Below are 19,874 nucleotides of genomic sequence, written 5' to 3' on the forward strand. Positions count from 1 at the left end.
GAATTTTTTTGGCGAGCGGTGTCGAGGGCGCGCGCGAGGCGCGCCCCCACGCGCTTACTTGATGTTCGCGTGGTATTCCTGGAGCGAGTAGATCGGGCGCGTGGGGTTTTTGATTTTCACGGCGATGCCTTTCGCCGCGGCGTGGGCGGCGGCGAGGGTCGTCATGTAGGGGACGCGGTGCTTGATCGCGGCTTTGCGGATATACGAGTCGTCCTTCTTGCTCGCGCGTTTGCTGATCGGCGAGTTGACGATGAACTGCACGAGGCCGTTCTTGATGTCGTCGGGAATGTCCGGGCGGCCTTCGCCGATTTTGATGGCGAGGTCGGCGGCGATGTCGTGCTCGGCGAGGAAGGCGCGCGTGCCCACGGTGGCGCGGAGTTTGAAGCCGCTCGCGACGAGCGTGCGCGCGATGTCGATGACTTGCGGCGTGCGTTCCCACACGCTCATGAGCACGGTGCCGGCCGAGGGAAGCGGGCTTTGCGCCGCCTCCTGCGCCTTGCAGAAGGCGAGGCCGAAGTCGGCGGAGAGGCCGAGCACTTCGCCGGTCGAGCGCATTTCGGGCCCGAGGATCGGATCGACTTCGGGGAACTTGTCAAAGGGGAGCACGGACTCCTTCACGCCGTAGTGCGGGATGGTTTTGTGCGCGAGGTTCATCGACGGGATCGTGGCGCCGAGCATGAGTTGCGTGGCGATGCGGGCCATTTGCACGTTGCACACTTTCGAGACGAGCGGGACGGTGCGGCTGGCGCGCGGGTTGGCCTCGAGCACGTAAACTTTGTCGTTCTCGATGGCGTATTGCATGTTCATCAGGCCGACGACTTTCAACTCCTGCGCGATTTTGCGCGTGTAGGTGTTGATGGTTTCGAGGTGCTTGGGGTCGATCGAAACGGGCGGGATCACGCAGGCGCTGTCGCCGGAGTGCACGCCGGCGAGTTCGATGTGCTGCATGACGGCGGGGATGAACACGTCCTTGCCGTCGGCGAGCGCGTCGGCCTCGCATTCGAGGGCCGACTGGAGGAAGCGGTCGAGGAGGAGGGGGCGCTCGGGCGAGACGTCGATTGCCTTGGCAACGTATTCGCGGAGCATGTCCTCGTCGTAGATGACTTCCATGCCGCGTCCGCCGAGGATGAACGAGGGGCGGATCATAATCGGGTAGCCGATCTTGTCGGCGATGGCTTTCGCCTCGTCGAAGGTGGAGGCCATGCCGGACTCGGGCATCGGGATTTCGAGGCGCTCCATTTTGTGGCGGAAGAGGTCGCGGTCCTCGGCGTCGTCGATGGAGTCGATGCTGGTGCCGAGGATGTTGACGCCGTTGGCGGCGAGTTCGCGGGCGATGTTGAGCGGGGTTTGCCCGCCGAACTGCACGACGACGCCGAAGGGTTTTTCCTTGTTGTAGATTTGGAGGACGTCCTCGACGGTGAGCGGCTCGAAGTAGAGTTTGTCGGAGGTGTCGTAGTCGGTCGAAACGGTCTCGGGGTTGCAGTTGACCATGATGGTTTCGTAGCCGGCGTCGCGCAGGGCGAAGGCGGCGTGGACGCAGCAGTAGTCGAACTCGATGCCCTGGCCGATGCGGTTGGGGCCGCCGCCGAGGATCATGACTTTTTTCGGGTTGGCGGTCGGGACGCAGGGGCGCGCGGCGTCGGGCGCGCCGTAGGTGGAGAAGTAGTAGGCGGCGTTTTCCACGCCGGAGACGGGGACGGCCTCCCAGCTTTCGACGAGGCCGAGCGCGACGCGGCGGTCGCGTATTTGTTTTTCGGATACGCCGAGGAGTTTCGCGAGGTATTTGTCGGCGAAGCCGTCGAGCTTGGCCTGCTTGAGGAGGGCGTCGAATTCGGGGGAGGAGGGGAGCGCGCGCGTCTCGCGTGCGGACGCAATCGTCCCGGTTGCGCCATTGTTCGGGGACGCGTGCGCGGATGAGGATTCGGACGAGGAAGATTCGGGCGTGACGCCCGAATCGGCACGCGGGACGCGTGCGCTCCCCGGAAGGGAGTCGCGCGTTGCGTGGGCGAGGATTTTTTCCTCGAGTTGCACGAGTTCGAGCATCTGCTCGATGAACCATGCCTTCACATGCGTGATGGCGTGGACCTCATCGACGGTGGCGCCTTTGCGGAGCGCCTCATACATGACGTAGTGGCGCTCGCTGGTGGGGGTGCGCAGGTGCGCGAGGAGTTCGTCCTTGGAGAGGTCGTTGAAGTTTTTCGCAAAGCCGAGGCCGGAGCGTCCGTTTTCGAGCGAGCGGATGGCTTTTTGGAAGGCCTCCTTGTAGGTTTTGCCGATGCTCATGACTTCGCCGACGGCCTTCATTTGCGTGCCGAGCTTGTCCTGCACGCTCTTGAATTTTTCGAAGGCCCAGCGGGCGAACTTCACGACGACGTAGTCGCCGGAGGGCGTGTATTTGTCGAGCGTGCCATCGCGCCAGTAGGGCAGGTCGGCGAGGTTGTGCCCGGCGGCGAGTTGCGCGGAGACGAGCGCGATGGGGAAGCCGGTCGCCTTCGAGGCGAGCGCGGAGGAGCGCGATGTGCGAGGGTTGATTTCGATGATGACGATGCGGCCGGTCTTCGGATCGCGGGCGAGCTGGACGTTGGTGCCGCCGATGACGCCGATGGACTCGACGACCTTGAACGCGATGCGCTGGCACTCCTGCTGCACCTCGACGGGGATGGTGAGCATGGGCGCGGTGCAGAACGAGTCGCCGGTGTGCACGCCGACGGCGTCCACGTTTTCGATGAAGCAGACGGTGACCATTTTGCCCGTGGCGTCGCGGACGACCTCGACCTCGAGCTCCTCCCAGCCGAGGATGGATTGCTCGATGAGGCACTGGCGCGTGAGCGAGAGATCGAGGCCGCGCGTGACGATGGCGCGGAGTTCGTCGATATTGTAAACGAGGCCGCCGCCCGCGCCGCCCATCGTGTAGGCGGGGCGCACGACGACGGGGTAGTTGAGCTCGGAGGCGGCTTGCTCGGCTTGCTCGACGGTGTGGATGATGCGGCTGTCGGGCAGGCCGATGCCGAGCGAGCGCATGGTTTCCTTGAACACTTCGCGGTCCTCGCCGCGCTCGATGGCGTCGAGGTTCACGCCGATGACGCGGACGTTGTATTTGGCGAGGATGCCGGCCTTGGAGAGGGCGATGGAGAGGTTGAGGCCGGTCTGGCCGCCGAGATTGGGGAGGAGGGCGTCGGGTTTTTCCTTGGCGATGATTTGCTCGAGGCGCTCGACGTTGAGCGGCTCAATGTAGGTCGCGTCGGCCATGACGGGGTCGGTCATGATCGTGGCCGGGTTGGAGTTGACGAGGACGATCTTGTAGCCGCAGGCGCGAAGCGCCTTGCAAGCCTGGGTGCCGGAGTAGTCAAACTCGCAGGCCTGCCCGATTACGATCGGCCCGGAGCCAATGATGAGGACTTTGTGGATGTCGTCGCGTTTCGCCATGTGTGTGGAAGGATTTGTGTAGGTTCGGGGCGCGAGTGGTAAATATTTCGTAACGCGTAGTCGATGGAAATTTTTGTAATAAAATTTGGAGGCGCAAAATTCCCCGCTCAGCAGGCTATGCGCGCCTCCGCGACAAACGCACCGCGCCCGAGTGCGGCGCGCGCGCATTCCATCATCTCGCGCACGGCGTCCGCCGTCGCGTCATCGCGCAGCAACGCAAAACACGCGCTTCCGCTTCCGCTCATTCCCGCCGCCACGCCGAAGCGTCCGCGCAGTCGTGCCAGCAGCACCGGCAGCGCCACGAATTTTTCAAACGCCACCGGCTCCATGTTGTTGAACAATAAACCCTCCGCGCCCGCCGTCGTATTTTCGAGCCACGCCGCAAGCCGGGCTTCCGCATTTTTTTCAGCCAGATAGCTCTCCGGCGCGCGCGCGGCCATCCGGCGATAAGACCATGCGGTGTTGATGCTCACATCCGGTTTGAAAATCAGAACCCGCCGCCCGGCCAGCCTTCGCGCCGCGCCCCCGGAGAGCGGCTCCGCGCGTTCGCCCCGTCCGCGCATCACGACCGGGCCGCCGTGCAAAAACAACGCGCAATCCGATCCGAGCCCGCCCGCAAGCGCCACCAGTTGCGCGCGCCCCAGCGGACGCCCGGCCGCATCGTTCAACGCGCGCAAAACCATCGCCGCGTTGCTGCTTCCCCCGCCAAGCCCCGCGCCCGTCGGAATCCGCTTGTGCAGGGAAAACCGCGCGCCCCTCCCCCACCCGCTTGCGTTGCGAAACGCCTCCGCCGCCCGCAAAACCAAGTTCGTCGCATCCACCGGCACCGCGGCGTCCGCGCATGTCAGTTCAAACGGCGCGCCCTCGCCCATAAACTCGATCCGTATTTCGTCGCCAAACGACACCGGCGCCACGACCGACAGCAAATCGTGAAACCCGTCCGCCCTCCGCCCCGTGATGGCGAGGAACAGGTTTATTTTTGCCGGGGAAAAAATGGACACCGTGTGCACGTCGCGCCCATTCAAACACAGAACTCCCCGCACCTTGCAACACTGCTGACCTTCGTGCATATTTATTTTTGCAAAACAGACAATCATCCGCTGGACACACGTCCGCATTTTGCACAGCGTAGGTGTTTTAGTTTTTCGCCCTTCCCTCCCAAGTCCTCATCAAAACAACACCATGCGCACATTACGTCTCGTTGTATCCGCCGGCATCGCCGCGGCCCTCGCGCTGGGCGTCATCGGCTGCGCGAAAAAGACGCCCGCAAGCATCCCGCTCTTCAACGGCAAGGACCTCGAGGGATGGATCGTCTGCGCCAAGGATGGCAACCCCAGCGCCGCCAAAACTTGGGGCGTGAGCAACGGCGTGATTACCGACACCGGCACCCCCGCCGGATATCTCCGCACCGCGCAACGCCACTCCAACTACCGCCTCACCGTCGAATGGCGCTGGCTCGGGGCGCCCGTCGATGCGGACGGCAAACCCAGGCGGCGCAACAGCGGCGTGCTCCTCCACATGCAAGGCGAAGACGAAGTCTGGCCGAAATCCATTGAGGCCCAACTCATGGAAGGCAACGCGGGCGACTTTTATGTGTTCGGCGGAGTCGTAACCAAAGAACTTTTAGATCTGCGTATGAAAGCCGAGGCAACCAACGATGGTGTTCAAATAAAAAACGCGATCAACAATCGCCTCCTCGCAAAAAAATCCCCGTCATCCGAAAAACCCGCCGGCGAGTGGAACACCTACGAAATCGTCTGCGCCGGCGACACCATCACGCTCATCGTCAACGGCGTTGAGCAAAACCGCGCCACCGGCGTCACCGTAAGCGAAGGCCACATCTGCCTCCAATCCGAAGGCGCGCCGATGGAATTCCGCAACATCACCCTCACACCCCTCAAATAAACCCACTTTCGGCGCGCCAGCGCTCAACTGAAAACTGTTAACCGCAAACTCATCATTAACCACTAAAACCAAAACTCATGACACAACTCACCCGTCGTAAATTCCTCGGAACCGCCGCCGCGATCTCCGCCGTGCCGCTCCTCACAAAACTCCCCGCAGCCGCGTTTGCAGCCGGCTCGGATCGCATCAAGGTCGGCGTCATCGGCACCGGCGGACGCGGCGTCGGCGCCATGCGCAACTGCCTCGCCGCCGATCCCTCCGTGGTCGTCTGGGCGCTCGGCGATGTTTTCAAGGACCGCGTTGATGAAGCCCGCGAAAAACTGATCAAGGGCAGCCCGAAAAGCCGCAAGCCCTCCGCCCCGGTTCCGTCCGACCGTTTTTTTGCCACACCCGAGCGCTGCTTCTCCGGCTTCGACGCCTACAAACAAGTCATCGCCTCCGGCGTTGACCTCGTCATCCTCGCCGCCCCTCCGGGCTTCCGCCCGCTGCACCTCGAGGCCGCCATCAACGCAGGCAAGCACGTCTTCGCCGAAAAACCCGTCGCGGTTGACGCCGCAGGCGTGCGCAAAGTCATCTCCGTCGGCGAACTCGCCAAGCAAAAGAGACTCGCCATCGTCGCGGGCACGCAACGCCGCCACGCCGCCAACTACCTCGAAACCATGCGCCGCATCCACGACGGCGCCATCGGCGAGCTCGTCGGCGGCCAGTGCTACTGGCTCCAAAAAGAACTCTGGCACCGCGGGCGCAAACCCGAGTGGACCGAGATGGAATACCAACTGCGCAACTGGCTCTATTTCACCTGGCTGAGCGGCGACCACATCGTCGAGCAACACGTCCACAACATCGACGTCATGAACTGGGCCTTCGGCGGCCCCCCCGTGAAAGCCCTCGGCATGGGCGGACGCCAGGCGCGCACCGATCCGAAATACGGCGACGCCTACGATCACTTCTCCGTCGAATTTGAATACGCCAACGGCGTGCGCGTGCAAAGCCTCTGCCGCCAGACGCCCAACGCCGCGGGTCGCGTCAACGAGCGCATCGTCGGCACCAAGGGCTACGCCATGGCCGACGGCAAAATCTTCGGCGCAAACAAATGGAAATACGACGGCGACACACCCGACGCCTTCAAGGACGAGCACGTTGACCTCATCAGGAGTATCCGCGACGGCAACCCGCTCAACGAAGCCAAGCGCATTGCCGAGAGCACGCTCACCGCGATCCTCGGGCGCACCTCCGCCTACACGGGCAAGGAAATCAATTACAACTGGATACTCAACGCCTCGAAACAAGACCTCTCGCCGTCGCGTTACGAACTCGGCGCCGCGCCCGAAGTCGTGGTTCCCATCCCTGGCGTGACGCCGCTCGTGTGATTTTGACTTCGTCAATCGCAACAAGGGGCGGCGCTTAGCCGCCCCTTTGTTTTGCACGACCCGCCTTCGGCCCAACCAGCCCTCTTGACAGCGCGCGCTCACTTGCTTAGTTCACATTTCCCGTATGGAGGCTGTCCTCGAACAACCAGTGCTGGTCTTAAATCGCCTTTGGCAGGCGATTAATGTGATCGGCGCCAAACGCGCCTTCGCGTTGCTTGCGCGGGGACACGCCCAAGTCGTCCATCACCACGAAGAGGACTTTCACACCTTCTCGATGATGGACTGGATCGACTTCTCGCACCACAACCCGCCCCTGACCGACAACGAAATCGTCCACACCCCCACCCGCCGCATCCGCCTGCCTCGCGTCATCCTGCTCACCTTTTTCGACAAGCTCCCCTGCAAAGAACTCAAGCTCACGCGCAACAACGTCTTCGAGCGCGACAAAAACCAGTGCCAGTATTGCGCAAAGATTTTCCCGCGGGAGGAACTCAACCTCGACCACGTGATTCCGCGCCACCACAACGGACGCACCACATGGGAAAACATCGTCTGCTCCTGCATCCGCTGCAACACGAGAAAAGCCAACCGCCTCCCCCACGAGGCTGGAATGCGCCTCATCCGCAAACCGCAAAAACCCAAATGGCGCCCCGTGATCAGCCTCATGCTGAGCCGCCACGACCGCGAAATGTGGAAGGACTACCTCGACCTCGCCTACTGGAACGTGGAATTGGAGGAGTGAGCCGGCGCGTTGCCGTTTTTCACAGGGGCGTTGCTTGCGACTCCCAATTCGGCATCACAGGCCGAAAATTCCTAAAAAATTCCCGCTTGCCCTGCCCCAATCTTTCCCCATCTTTTTGACCTCTTGCGGCACTCACTCATGTCAAGCCGGCGCGCCGCATCGCTTCCGCCGGCCTCAGTAACCGTTAACCTTCAACCAAACGGCTTCACACGAAGCCTCCCGCGAAGGGCCGGCGTCCCGAAGCGAGGCGAAGGTTCCGCGCGACGCGTCCCACGGACGCACTGAAAGACACACATGAGTCAAATAATGAAAGATCTGCTCGCCGAATCCAGCTTCGACAAGCTCAAGGAAGGCCAGATCGTCCCCGGCACCATCACCGAAATTCGCCAAAACGAAGTTGTCGTCGATATCGGCGGCAAATCCGAAGGCCTCATTCCCGCCAGCGAATTCATCGACATCGGCGAACTCCAGATCGGCTCCCAGATCGACGTTTACGTTGAGAAACTGGAGGACAAAAACGGAATGCCCACGCTCTCCTACGACAAGGCCGAGCAAAAGAAAAACTGGGACAACATCCTCACACGCTTCCCCGAGGGCTCCATCGCCTCCGGCCGCGTCCGCGCCAAGGTCAAGGGCGGCCTCATCGTCTCCATCGGCGTTGACTCCTTCCTTCCCGCCTCGCACATCGACGTGCAGCCCCCCAAGAACCTCGACCAATACGTCGGCCAAACCTACGATTTCAAGGTTCTCAAAATCAACCTCGACCGCAAAAACATCGTTCTCTCCCGCCGCGAGCTCATCGAGGAACAGCGCACCAGCAAACGCCGCGCCCTCCTCGAATCCATCGAGCCCGGCCAGGTCCGCAAGGGCGTCGTCAAGAACATCACCGACTTCGGCGCGTTCATCGACCTCGACGGCATGGACGGCCTCCTCCACATCACCGACATGAGCTGGGGCCGCATCACGCACCCCTCCGAAATGCTCAAGCAGGGCGAGGAAATCCAGGTCATGATCATCGAAGTGAACCGCGACAAAGAGCGCGTTTCGCTCGGCCTCAAGCAAACCACCAAGAATCCTTGGGACGACATCGAGCAAAAGTTCCCCGTCGGCGCCAAGGTGCACGGCAAGGTTGTCAACCTCGTCCCCTACGGCGCGTTCATCGAAATCGAACCCGGCGTCGAAGGCCTCGTGCACATCACCGAAATGTCCTGGACCAAGCGCATCACGAAACCCTCCGAACTGCTCAAAGTCGGACAGGAACTCGACGCGGTTGTCCTCGGCATCCAGAAGGACGAGCAAAAGATCTCGCTCGGCCTCCGCCAGCTCGAAGCCAACCCGTGGGAAATGGTTCGCCACAACTACCCGATCGGCGCCCGCGTCCACGGCAAGGTTCGCAACATGACCACCTACGGCGCGTTCATCGAGCTCGAGGAAGGCATCGACGGCATGGTTCACGTCTCCGACATGAGCTGGACCCGCAAGGTCAACCACCCGTCCGAAATGCTCAAGAAGGGCGACGAAGTGGACGCCATCGTTCTCGACGTCGATCCCTCGCAGCAGCGCATCAGCCTCGGCATGAAGCAACTCTCCACCGATCCCTGGGCCGACATCGACGCCCACTTCAAGATCGGCGACGTTGTCACCGGCGTTGTCACGAAGATCACCAGCTTCGGCGCCTTCGTGGAGCTCAAGGACGGCATCGACGGCCTCGTGCACATCTCGCAAATCAGCGAGGACCGCATCGAGAAGGTCAAGGACGTGCTCAAGCCCGGGCAGGAAGTCACCGCCCGCGTCATCAAGATCGACACCGCCGAGCGCCGTCTCGGTCTCTCGATCAAGGCCGCCAACTACTCCGCGGAGCAGCTCGCGTCCGAAACCGCGACGCTCGAGGCGCTCACCCGCGACAGCAGCGGCGACATGATGAACCTCGGCGACATCCTCGACGCCGCCTCCGGAGACAAGGAAAAATCCGCCGAATAAGCGGACGCTTCATTCATCAGCAAAAAACACTCAACAACATCAAGCGCCCGGCCCAAACCGCCGGGCGCTTTTTTGCGCACAAGCACCAGCTTGCAATGCCATTTGCGAGCGAGATTTAGACCTGCGGAGGTGACGCCTGCTCGCTGGCCACGCCGAAAATCACGAAAGGAAAACACGCGGCGGTTGGCAGAATGTCGCTGACGCCCGGAACGGCGAAACCGCCCAAGCATTGACGGCACCCAAAGAATAAATCTCGCCCGTAAATGGCAACGGCACCGCGGCAGGGCGAAGCATCAGGCGAAGCCGAATCATGGTGCGCACGGATCAGCCGGGAGGCTTCGCCCTGCCGAATCGTGTTTCTCACAGCCCTGTTCGGCGCCGGATCGTTGGGCCTTACCAGATCGTCACGATGTCGCTGCCGCCGCGCCGCATTTTGTCGCCTTCCTTCACGTCGAAAGCCTTCCAAAATTCCTCAAGGTTTGAGAGCGGTCCGCGCACGCGCCACTCGGCGGGTGAATGCGGATCGATGACGATGAGGTTGCGACGATACTCGGGGCGGCGCACTTCGCGCCAGATGCTCGCGTAGCTGAGGAAGAAGCGCTGCTCGGGCGTGTAGCCGCCGATTTTTGCGCGAGATTGCCCGGCAAGCGCGCGTTGGAGCGCGGCGTAGGCGATCTTCACGCCGCCGAGGTCGGCGATGTTTTCGCCCTGCGTGAGCGTGCCGTTCACATGGAGCGCGCCGTCAAGCACGGTGTAGTTGTTGAACTGGTCAATTATGACCGCGGCGCGCTTGTTGAAAGCCTCGGTGCTTTGGGGCGTCCACCAATCCTTCAGGTTGCCCCGTGCGTCGTATTGGCGGCCCTGATCGTCGAAACCGTGCGTCATTTCGTGCCCGATCACGGAACCGATGCCGCCGTAGTTGACAGCGTCGTCGGCGTTGGCGTCGAAAAATGGCGGCTGCAAAATGCCGGCGGGGAAAACAATGCAGTTCTCAACCGGATTGTAGTAGGCGTTGATCGTGGACGCGGTCATGAACCACTCCGTGCGATCGACGGGCTGGCCGATCTTCGCGAGGTTGCGGCGCATTTCGTAAGCGTTGGCCGCAAAAACATTTTCCACATACGATGCGTCGCGGCTGATCGTGAGCGTGGAATAATCGCGCCACTTGTCGGGATAACCCATTTTCACGCTAAAGGAGTTGAGCTTTTCGAGTGCGCGCGCGCGGGTTGGCGCGTCCATCCACTCAAGCGTTTCGATGCGCGCGCGCAACGCGGAGCGAAGGTCCTCGACAAGCTTGAGCACGCGGGCCTTTGACGCGGGCGGGAAATATTTCGCCACATAAAGCTGCCCGAGCGCGTCGCCAATGCCGTCGTCGATGCTTTCCGTGACACGCTTCCAGCGCACCTTGATTTCCTTTTGTCCATTGAGCGCCCGGCCGTAAAAGGCGAAGTTTTCATTGACGAAATCGTCGCCCAGGCAGGGTGCCGCGCCACGGACAAGATTCCAGCGCAGGTAGGCGCGCCAGTCGGCGAGCGGGGTTTCGTTGAGCTGCGCGGCAAACGCCCGCATGAAGTCGGGCTGGCCGAGGTTGACGCTGCGAACATTGCGCGCGCCAATCGCCTTGAAAAACACGGCCCAATCGAAATCGCCGGTGATTTTGGCGAGGTCGGCGACGGCGGTTTTGTTGTAATTGGCCTCGGGATCGCGAAGCTGCACGCGCGTGCGCGAGGCGGCGGCGAGCTTGGTTTCGAGATTCATCACGGCCTGCGCCGCCACGCGCGCGGTCTCGGGCGGGTCTCCCGCGAACACAAGCATCTTTGCGATGTGCTCGACGTATTCGGCGCGCAATTTTTTCATCTTCTCGCTGTCGGTAAAATAATAATCGCGGTCGGGCAGGCCGAGCCCGCCCTGCGTGACTTGCGCGAGGTAGGACTCGCTGTCCTTCTCGTCAGCGTCGACGTAGAAACCAAAACTGTTGCGCACGCCGATCTGCTTGAGCGCAGCGATGACCTTGATCACATCGGCGCGTGATTTGATGCCCGCGATCAAGTCGAGTTGCGGCTGGATGGGTTTGACGCCCGCGGCATTAATCGCGCCTTCATTCATGCCGCTCGCATAAAAATCCCCGACCATGCGCGCGGGCGAGCCGGCCCTTGCGGAAGCGGCTGCGGCATTCTCACAAATCTCGTGCAGGTTTTTCTGCGTGCGGTCGATGAGCTCGTAGAAGCTTCCCCAGCCAAGCTGGTCGCCGGGAATCTCGACCGTTTTCAGCCAGGAACCATTGGCGTATTCAAAAAAATCGTCCTGCGGGCGAACCGAGGAATCGATGGCGCCGAGGTCGAGCTCGGCGCGCAGGGCGAGAGTGAAAATGAACGATGCGGCCAGAAGAGGTAATGCGCGAATGATGTGGTTTCTCATAGGGATGCGATTTTTCGTTGATGCCGGATGGATACGCCCGGCGCGCGGATTGCGCAAGCATTCTGGAATTGCACACGCGTGACATAGTCCAGACACTGCCGGGCTCCCAATTCTTTTATGAAGCACCCCAAATTATTTTCCCTCAAATCACCGCGCCTTCGCATTGCCATGATTTTGACCGTCGCAATGATGGGCGCGGTTTTTTTCGCACCCGCCGTTTTCGCCAAGGATCGCCGTCCGGAAGTCATCAAACAAACGCAACCGATTTATCCGTGGAGCATGAAAGAAAGCGGCATGACCGGCGAAGTGACCATTCGGTTTTTTGTGGATGAATCCGGCGATGTCGTTGATCCAGTAATCATACGCTCAAACCACTCCGGCTTTGAGCAGGCGGCAATCGACGCCGTTTTGAAATGGAAATTCAAACCAGGGATAAAAGACGGCAAGGCGGTCAAGACGCGCATGCAAATACCACTGGTTTTCCATTTGGATGGCGAAGAAGGAAGGAACGCCTACTCCTACACCACACCCGGCCCCTCCAAAAAAGACATCTCCAAAATGCCGGAAGGCTACCGCTACGATGTCGCGCCGAAGCCGCGCAGCGTAATCTATCCGGTTTATCCCTACGAGCAGTTGAAAAACAACACCAAGGGCAAGGCCAGCGTTGCGGTGTTGGTCGACGCGCGCGGGAAAGTCAGGAAAATGGAGATCACCAAGCAAAGCGCGCCGGAGTTCGGCCTCGCGGCGCTTGCGGCGTGCGAGTATTTCGAGTTCGAGCCCGCCACCCTGCAAGGCCAGCCGACCCATGCGATCATAACCGTGTCGCTTGAATTTAACAAAGGCTCCAAGTTCATAACCGGCGAAGACCGCGACATGCTTCGCATTGAGAAAAAATCGCCCGAAAAAATCATCCCCGCCGGCAAACTCGACGCCATGCCCAAGATGATTGCCTCGCGGCAGGCACCGTTTCCTCTGGCGGCGTTGCGTGAGAATCTGACCTCGGGCGAGGCCGTGGTGGAGTTTTATATCGACAGCAAGGGCATGGTTCGCCTCCCGCGCATCGTCTCCAACACGCATCCATCCTTTGGATACATCGCCGTGCAAACCATCGCGAACTGGCGTTTTGAACCGCCCCGCTCGGAAGGAAAACCAGTCATCACGCGCGCCCGCGTGCCGATCAATTTTGTCCCCAAGGTCAAAAAAACGCGCGCCAAATAAGCCCGGGGCGGCAAACGTAAACCGAAACGCCCGCGCTTCTCCGCTCGACGCGGCGCGCAAACTCGCGCTTTCTCGCTGGCATCATGAAAATCAAATCCGCCGAATTCCTCACCAGCGCGACGACGCTTCGCAACTGTCCGCGCGCCGACTGGCCCGAGTTCGCCATGATCGGGCGCTCCAACGTCGGCAAGTCCTCGCTCATCAACATGCTCACCGAGCGGCGCAACCTCGCCAAGGTTTCCGCCACGCCCGGCAAGACGCGCCTCCTGAATTTCTTCACCATCAACAACCGATGGCTGCTCGTCGACCTGCCCGGTTACGGCTACGCCAAGGTCGCGCAGGAAAAACGCGCCGATTTCAACGAGGCCGTCGCCGGCTACATCGAGGGGCGCGAAACACTGCGCTGCGTTTTCGTGCTCATTGACTCGCGCATCGAGCCCCAGCGCATCGACATCGATTTCATACAATGGCTCGGCGAGCGCGACATGCCCCACGCGCTCATTTTCACCAAGACCGACAAACAATCGCCCACCGCCACCCGCGCCAACATCGACCGTTTCAACCAGGCGCTCTCCGCATGGCGCGCCGAACTGCCGCCGACATTTCTCAGCTCCTCCCAAACCAAGGCCGGACGCGGCGAGATTCTGCGTTTTATTGAGCAAACACTGGCCGCATGAGACATATTGGCCGGTTTGTGAAAAAAAACCTTGAACTTCGTCCCGTGACAGAAGATTTTCCGCCTCCCTGTTTCTGGTAGGATACTCAAGTGGCCAACGAGGGCAGACTGTAAATCTGCTGGCTTACGCCTTCCCTGGTTCGAATCCAGGTCCTACCACCACTTTCCGCCTCCGAGAAATCGGAGGCTTTTTGTTTGGGCAAAATTACGCGCCGCAGTCGCGCCCCCACTCCGCTACATTCCGAAAATCTTCTGCAACCGCCGCCAGACTCCGGCGCCGAATTGGCGCAGCCGGCCCTTGTCATAACGTCCCTGCCCCATCGCGTTTTTTTGCACAAGAAACATTCCCTCGCCGACAAACAGGTCGTCGTAAAGCGGGCTCAGTCCGCGGCAGTAACGCCAAAGCGATTTCACCCGAGTGGGACGGTAACGCACCGCCGCCGAAAACCCCATCGTCGCCCACGCCTCGGCGCGCTGCACAGGACGTCGCCCGTCCTCGCGCAGTTCGGGAAACTCCGCCTGCACGCCGCGCTGCCCCGCCACAATCAAGCGGCACGGCCCCGCAAATTCAAAAAAACGAAACTGACCCGTCACCCACGCGTGCACACTGAAAAAACGCCAGTGGCTGCGAATCACCAGCGGCGCATCCGCCGCGCGCACGACACCCGCAAGATAACGCGGACGCAGCACCAGCGAGCCGCCCTTCGGCACCCGCACGACGGCCAGTTCGGCGCGCCGTCCGCGCAAATCCGCGCCCGCGCCCTTCCACTTGCCCGCGCCGCGCAAAGTCACACACCGCGTTTTGTCCGCGGCTTCGTTGCGCAACTCCGCCAGACGCGTCAGGCGACACGCAATGTTCATGAGGGGGAATCGCGCTTTCAGCCAGAAACGATTGCGGCGCGCCAGTTCCTCATCGGCCGACTCCACCAGCCCGGGTCGCGCGCACAGCAACTCACCCGGCATCAACTCGACCGTCACCGCCCCGCCCTCCCCGTCAACCGCCAGCGCCACATCCGCGCGTTTCGACAAGCGCAACGGTTTCCGTCTGATCACAAACGGCGTGGCGAGATAATACAGCGCAAGCCTGCCGACGAACGGCCACGCCATCCAAACCCCGAAAAAACAAAACGCGAACCGCCGTCCGTGTTTCCCCTCCCAAACCAACAGCGCGTAAAATTTGAGCTCGGAGGTTTCCGCCTCCGTTGCCGTGATGAGCCGCCCGACACGCGCCAGCGCAACCTCGGCGCGCTGCTGCGCCTGCGTCGCGTCCACCAGCTCCTGCCGCAATGCGGCGATGCGCTCGGACGCCCCGGTTTTGATTTTTTCCTGCTCGCCCCGCTTGCGATCGTTCAGCTCCTGCTCCTCGCGGGAGCCCGTCCAGCGCTTCCATTCGCTTTCGAGTGATTTGTGCAACTCGATCGCGCGCTCGGCCTCGGCGACCTTTTGTTGCTGCGCGCCCAGCTCGGCGCGCAACGCCTCGATGCGCGCGTCGGTTTCCTCGCACAACGTCGCGATTCTTGCGCGCTCCGCGGAAAACAAAGCCAGCTCGCGGGCGCGGCGTTGCGAAAAATCGCCGTCGTCGTGCGCATACAACCACCACGCCCACCCCGCCAGCCCGAGCGCCGCAATCACGCAGGCCGCGATCGCGCGCCTTAACAACCAAAGAAAAAACTGTGACAGATGCGAGGTCACGCCGGCCACGTTTCCATTTTCCAGGCGCCGTCCCAGAACATCCATTCGAGCCGCGTGCCGGTCACAAAATGCCGCGCCACGCCGGCGCGCTGCTCGTCCGTGAGGCGCTCGCCCACGCGGTTGACCACATCGAGCACCTGGCGAACCGTCGCGCCGAATTCATCGCCGCCATACGTGTCGATCCATTTTTGATAAAGCGCGTTGGGCGAACCCGCGGCGGTGAGCGCCTTGCCCACTTCCCAGTAAACCCAGTAGCACGGCAGAAACGCCCCGAGCGCCTCGTGATACGGACGCTCCTGCGCCACACGCAAAAGATACGATGTGTAGTGATGGCACGCGGGCGCGACGGGCGCGGCGGCAACCGCGTCGCGATCAAGTTTCCACGCCGAAAAAAAGCCCTCGTGCAACGCGCGCTCCACGACGATGGCGTTCGTGCCATGTTGCGCGAACATCATGAACTCGTCGTCGCTGGCAGCCCTTGCGCCGATGAGCGCGAGGCCGCGCCCGTAATCGCGCAGATAGTGCGCGTCCTGGAGCACGTAATGCCTGAACGCCTCCGCCGGCAATGTGCCATCGGTTAGCCCGCGCAAAAATGGATGCGCCAGAATCTTCTCATAAACCGGCAAGGCCGCCTGCCAGAGGGAATCAGTGAATGTGGACATCGTTGCAAAAGTAGATGCGCGCCTCACGCCGCCGCTCCGTGCCGGGCAATCCACGCGGCCAGCGCGAGAGGAAGCGCGACGCGCGCGCGATTATCCGAGCGGATGCAAACATGCTCCGTCCGCACAACCGCCGCGCGCTTGGCGGGCGCGCCCCCGCCGGCAAGCCGGGTGATTTCATAGTCGATGCGATAGGAGTCGTCCGAAAGCGCCGCCGGTTTGACCGCGATCGAAATTTTGTCCCCGCAAGCAAGCGGACGCAAATAATCGGCGCTGCTTTTTGAGATGGGAATGACGATGCCGTTGTCGGAAAAAAACGACTTCAACTCGATGCCCGCCGCCGCAAGCGACTCCTCGTAGGCTTCGTGGCAAAACGAGAGATAGTTTGCGAAATACACCACGCCCGCGGCATCGGTGTCCGCAAAATGAATCGTGCGTTGATAGGCGAACGGCGTCACTTGACGATGAAGTCCTTGAGATGGGCGTCGTTTTTGAACAGATCCACCGCCTTGACTTGGTCGAGCGTTTTGAGGTGCGTGTTTTGAGGATAGTTTTTGACGGCCTTGGCGAGAACCTTGCGCGCATCGTCATCGCGACCGAGCATCACAAGCGCGCGCAGTTTGCGTTCGATGAAAACGGGATTCTCCGCGACTTCCTTCAACTGCGCGTCGCACGCGGCGAGCGCGCCCTTGTAGGCCTTGGTCGCGCCGGATTTGTCGCCGAGGCGGACGCGCACCTTGCCGAGCTCTATCCAGTAGTCATCGACCGTGGGATTGAGCGTGGTCGCCTGCGTGAGCGATTTTTCCGCGGCCGCGTAGTTGCGAAGAAAATTCTCCATGTTGGCATCGCTGGCGTGCTTTGCCGCCTGATCCTGGTGGAGCTTGGAAACTTCCTTTTTGCCGCCGCCGCAACCGGCAATCAGAAAAAGAACGAGCAACGCGGTGAGGGTGCTTGTGATTTTTTGCATAAACTGGGGGTAACGTGAAACGAAGAGCGGCGCGGCTGGCAAACGATTCTTCAAAAAAACTCGCGCCCGCGATGGCTCCGCTTGCGCATGATTACGCGGCGACCGCCGACCAGAAGCGGCATTCGTCCGAGAAATCGCGCACGGCGCGCGACTCGGCGCTCACTTTGCTGCGCAGCGCGTCAAACGTGTGCCGCCAGCCCGTCACCGCGAGGTCGGCGAGAATCTCGGCGCGAGTGGGCAGGTGCATGAAGGTGCGCCCGGTTTCGTGCTCGAAATAACGGTCGCCAAACTCGACGAGGCACGGGTCCTGCCGACCTTCCGCCCAGCGATCCGCCTCCATGCGCCAGAGGATGCGCTCGCCGGCGCCGCCGACCTCGCGATCGTGCGTGGTGAAGAGCAACGGCGCGCCGGGTTTGCAAACGGCGCGCAGCTCAAGGAGCGCGGCGATGCGGTTTTTGCGTCCGGGGATTTGCATCAGGCCGTTGAACATAAAAAGCGCGCCTTCGAAACGCGGCGCGCCGCCGAATCCGTCCGCCTTGCGCAGTCGCGTGGCGTCGGCGTGGCGCACGCGGATGTTCGCGCCGGGCGCGCGCTCGTCGACAAGACTGCGCGCCTGGTCAACAAGCTCCTCGGCAAAATCAAACGCGGTGATGTTGCGGTAACCGAGATCGTGCAGGCCGACGGTCACGCGGCCCGCGCCGCAGCCGGCCTCAAGGAGCGCGGCGTCGCGGTTGGTGAAAAAACGCTGGATGAGAATGCTCTCGGATTTCCAGAGCCCGAGGAAATGCGCCGCGCGCGCGTAGTGGATGACGGTGTTAGGATCGTTGAAATCGTCCCGAACCGTGGCGGAGGTGATTTTTTTCGGGGAAGTGCTCACGGGGCGGCGGAATGTAGCGCGCGCAGCACCCGGTCGCGCATTGCTTCCGGCGAGAGGCCGTGCGCGGCGCGCAGCGTGGCGGCATCGGTGCCGTGTTCGACAAACGCATCCGGCCAGCCTATGCACTCGACGGGCGTCGTGACTCCTGCCTGTTGCAGCGTTTCAAGCACCGCGCCGCCGAATCCGCCGGTAATCACATGGTCCTCCATCGTCACGAGCAGCGGCGCTTTCGCGGCGTGCGCGAGCAGGAGTTCGCTGTCGAGCGGCTTGGCGAAGCGGGCGTTGACCACGCCGACGCTGAGATTGTTTTCCAGCGCGAGGCGGTCGGAAAGCGCGAGCGCGTCGCCCACCATCGTGCCAAGGGCCCAGATCATTGCGTGCGCGCCTTCGCGCAGCACCTCGGCTTTTCCGACGGGAAGCGCGGAGGGCTCCGCCTTGACCGGAACACCTTGCGCCGCGCCGCGCGGGTAGCGGATGAACATGGGGGCGTTTGCCGTAAGCGCCGTGTGCATCATGTCAACCAACTCGTCCTCGTCCTTCGGTTGCATGATGACGGCGTTTGGCACGAGGCGCAGATATGCGATGTCGAAGAGCCCGTGGTGCGTGGCCCCGTCGTTCGGCGAAAGCCCGGCACGGTCCATGCAGAAAGTGACGGGCAGGTTTTGCAGGCAAACGTCGTGCAAAATCGGGTCGAGGCTGCGCTGGAGAAACGTCGAGTAAATCGCGACAACGGGGCGGATGTTTTTCGTGGCAAGCCCCGCCGCAAAAACAACGGCGTGCTCCTCGGCGATGCCGACATCAAAAAACTGGCGGGGCAGCTCGGCCGCGAGGTGATTTAGCCCGGTGCCGGAAGGCATCGCCGCCGTGATGCCGACAATGCGCGGATCGGCCTTGGCAAACTTTGTGAGCGTGCGTCCAAACACCTCCTGCCACGCGGGCGGCGCGTCCGTCTTTACCGTCTCGCCGGTCGCCGGATCGTAGGGGCTCGCGCCGTGGAATTTTTCGGGCGAGTTGATCGCGGCGGGCAGGCCGAGCCCTTTTTTTGTGAGGACGTGGACGAGGATTGGCGAGTCGGACTGCTTCGCGAACTCGAGCCGGGCAGCAAGCTCGTCAATGTCGTGGCCGTTGACGGGGCCGATGTAGCGGAGGCCGTATTTCTCGAAAAGGGATGACTCGACAAAAAAATCCTTCGTTTCGCGCTTCCACTTCATCCAGGTGCGGTGCATTTCCTGCCCGCGCGGCAGCGAGGTGAAGAATTTTTCGAGGTCGTTGTGGATTTTGTTGTAAGTGGGGCTGGTGCTCAGGCGGGTGAGGTAGCGCGAGATGGCGCCGACGTTGCGCGCGATCGACCACTCGTTGTCGTTGAGGATGACGATGAGGCGCTTCGTGGATGTGATGATGTTGTTGAGCGCCTCCATGGTGACGCCGCAGGTGAAGGCCCCGTCGCCGCAAACCGCGACGACGTGCTCGCCGGTGCCGTTAAGGTCGCGCGCGGCGGCCATGCCGAGCGCGGCGCTGAGCGCGGTGCCGGCGTGCCCCGCTCCGAAGCTGTCGTGCGGCGACTCGGCGCGATTGCAGAAGCCCGACACTCCGCCGGTGTGCCGAAGTTTTTTGAAGAACTCGCCGCGCCGCCCCGTGAGCAGCTTGTGCACATAGGCTTGGTGCGAGACGTCGAAAACAATCTGGTCCTTTGGCGTGTCAAAAACGCGGTGCAGGGCGATGGTCAGCTCGACGACACCAAGGTTGGGGCCGACGTGGCCGCCGTTGCGCGAGGTGACGGCGATGATCTCGTCGCGGATTTCCCGCGCCAGACGCGGCAGCTCGTCCGGAGGCAGTTTCTTGAGGTCCGCGGGCGAGTTGATCGCGTCGAGCACGCGCGCATCGCCGTCGGCCACGGGACGGTCCGGCTGGGAAAATGCGGAAGGGTTGGTGGGCGGACTCATC

Annotated in this window: 15 protein-coding genes and 1 tRNA gene; 7 read left to right on the forward strand and 9 right to left on the reverse strand. The window is 61.9% G+C overall.

Features of this window, described 5'->3' with window-relative positions; genetic code table 11:
- Positions 1-54 precede the first annotated feature (54 nt).
- Together carB and ispE are read right to left on the reverse strand one after the other, a co-directional pair.
- Entirely contained in the window at positions 55-3,426 is a 3,372-nt protein-coding gene (gene carB / locus M2447_RS01230) for a carbamoyl-phosphate synthase large subunit (RefSeq protein WP_277557043.1), read from the reverse strand.
- A 107-nt stretch (positions 3,427-3,533) separates the two neighbouring features.
- Positions 3,534-4,544: a 4-(cytidine 5'-diphospho)-2-C-methyl-D-erythritol kinase gene (ispE, locus tag M2447_RS01235; protein ID WP_343215354.1), complete on the reverse strand. Its 1,011-nt coding sequence runs from the start codon at positions 4,542-4,544 to the stop codon at positions 3,534-3,536.
- A gap of 64 nt (positions 4,545-4,608) precedes the next feature.
- Between ispE and M2447_RS01240 the strand changes: the two genes are divergently transcribed.
- From M2447_RS01240 to rpsA, 4 genes are all read left to right on the forward strand, one after another.
- Complete coding sequence (locus tag M2447_RS01240; RefSeq protein ID WP_277557046.1) at positions 4,609-5,331, forward strand: DUF1080 domain-containing protein; 723 nt, start codon at positions 4,609-4,611, stop codon at positions 5,329-5,331.
- Positions 5,332-5,408: 77 nt separating this feature from the next.
- A complete protein-coding gene (locus M2447_RS01245; RefSeq protein ID WP_277557048.1) occupies positions 5,409-6,701 on the forward strand; it encodes a Gfo/Idh/MocA family oxidoreductase in 1,293 nt (430 codons plus the stop codon).
- A 124-nt stretch (positions 6,702-6,825) separates the two neighbouring features.
- Entirely contained in the window at positions 6,826-7,443 is a 618-nt protein-coding gene (locus M2447_RS01250; RefSeq protein ID WP_277557050.1) for an HNH endonuclease, read from the forward strand.
- Between the two features lie 306 nt (positions 7,444-7,749).
- On the forward strand, positions 7,750-9,423 hold the full coding sequence (gene rpsA / locus M2447_RS01255; RefSeq protein ID WP_277508407.1) for a 30S ribosomal protein S1: 1,674 nt from the start codon (positions 7,750-7,752) through the stop codon (positions 9,421-9,423).
- 393 nt (positions 9,424-9,816) lie between these two features.
- Here rpsA and M2447_RS01260 read toward each other — a convergent pair whose 3' ends face one another.
- Positions 9,817-11,841, reverse strand: coding sequence for a M13 family metallopeptidase (locus tag M2447_RS01260; RefSeq protein WP_277557051.1), 2,025 nt, complete (start codon positions 11,839-11,841; stop codon positions 9,817-9,819).
- A gap of 168 nt (positions 11,842-12,009) precedes the next feature.
- On the opposite strand from M2447_RS01260, the gene M2447_RS01265 reads away from it, so the two are divergent.
- The 3 genes from M2447_RS01265 (at position 12,010) to M2447_RS01275 (ending at position 13,897) form a co-directional block, all read left to right on the forward strand.
- On the forward strand, positions 12,010-13,059 hold the full coding sequence (locus M2447_RS01265) for a TonB family protein (RefSeq protein WP_277557052.1): 1,050 nt from the start codon (positions 12,010-12,012) through the stop codon (positions 13,057-13,059).
- A gap of 83 nt (positions 13,060-13,142) precedes the next feature.
- Positions 13,143-13,736 (forward strand): ribosome biogenesis GTP-binding protein YihA/YsxC, encoded by a 594-nt coding sequence (yihA, locus tag M2447_RS01270; protein WP_277557053.1) that lies wholly within the window; start codon positions 13,143-13,145, stop codon positions 13,734-13,736.
- A gap of 75 nt (positions 13,737-13,811) precedes the next feature.
- Positions 13,812-13,897, forward strand: a tRNA-Tyr gene (locus M2447_RS01275).
- Between the two features lie 72 nt (positions 13,898-13,969).
- Here the strand turns inward: M2447_RS01275 and M2447_RS01280 are convergent.
- The 6 genes from M2447_RS01280 to dxs form a co-directional block, all read right to left on the reverse strand.
- Entirely contained in the window at positions 13,970-15,394 is a 1,425-nt protein-coding gene (locus M2447_RS01280) for a hypothetical protein (RefSeq protein ID WP_277557054.1), read from the reverse strand.
- A gap of 29 nt (positions 15,395-15,423) precedes the next feature.
- Positions 15,424-16,089, reverse strand: a complete 666-nt coding sequence (gene tenA / locus M2447_RS01285) for a thiaminase II (RefSeq protein ID WP_277557055.1) — start codon at positions 16,087-16,089, stop codon at positions 15,424-15,426.
- Positions 16,090-16,112: 23 nt separating this feature from the next.
- On the reverse strand, positions 16,113-16,544 hold the full coding sequence (locus M2447_RS01290) for a thioesterase family protein (protein ID WP_277557057.1): 432 nt from the start codon (positions 16,542-16,544) through the stop codon (positions 16,113-16,115).
- Complete coding sequence (locus tag M2447_RS01295) at positions 16,541-17,053, reverse strand: tetratricopeptide repeat protein (RefSeq protein ID WP_277557059.1); 513 nt, start codon at positions 17,051-17,053, stop codon at positions 16,541-16,543. Before M2447_RS01295 ends, M2447_RS01290 begins: the two co-directional genes overlap by 4 nt.
- A gap of 91 nt (positions 17,054-17,144) precedes the next feature.
- A complete protein-coding gene (locus M2447_RS01300) occupies positions 17,145-17,930 on the reverse strand; it encodes a class I SAM-dependent methyltransferase (protein ID WP_277557060.1) in 786 nt (261 codons plus the stop codon).
- Positions 17,927-19,873, reverse strand: coding sequence for a 1-deoxy-D-xylulose-5-phosphate synthase (dxs, locus tag M2447_RS01305; protein ID WP_277557062.1), 1,947 nt, complete (start codon positions 19,871-19,873; stop codon positions 17,927-17,929). Before dxs ends, M2447_RS01300 begins: the two co-directional genes overlap by 4 nt.
- Between the last annotated feature and the right edge of the window lies 1 nt (position 19,874).

Source organism: Ereboglobus sp. PH5-10 (assembly GCF_029504735.1).
Taxonomy (GTDB): Bacteria; Verrucomicrobiota; Verrucomicrobiia; order Opitutales; family Opitutaceae; genus Ereboglobus.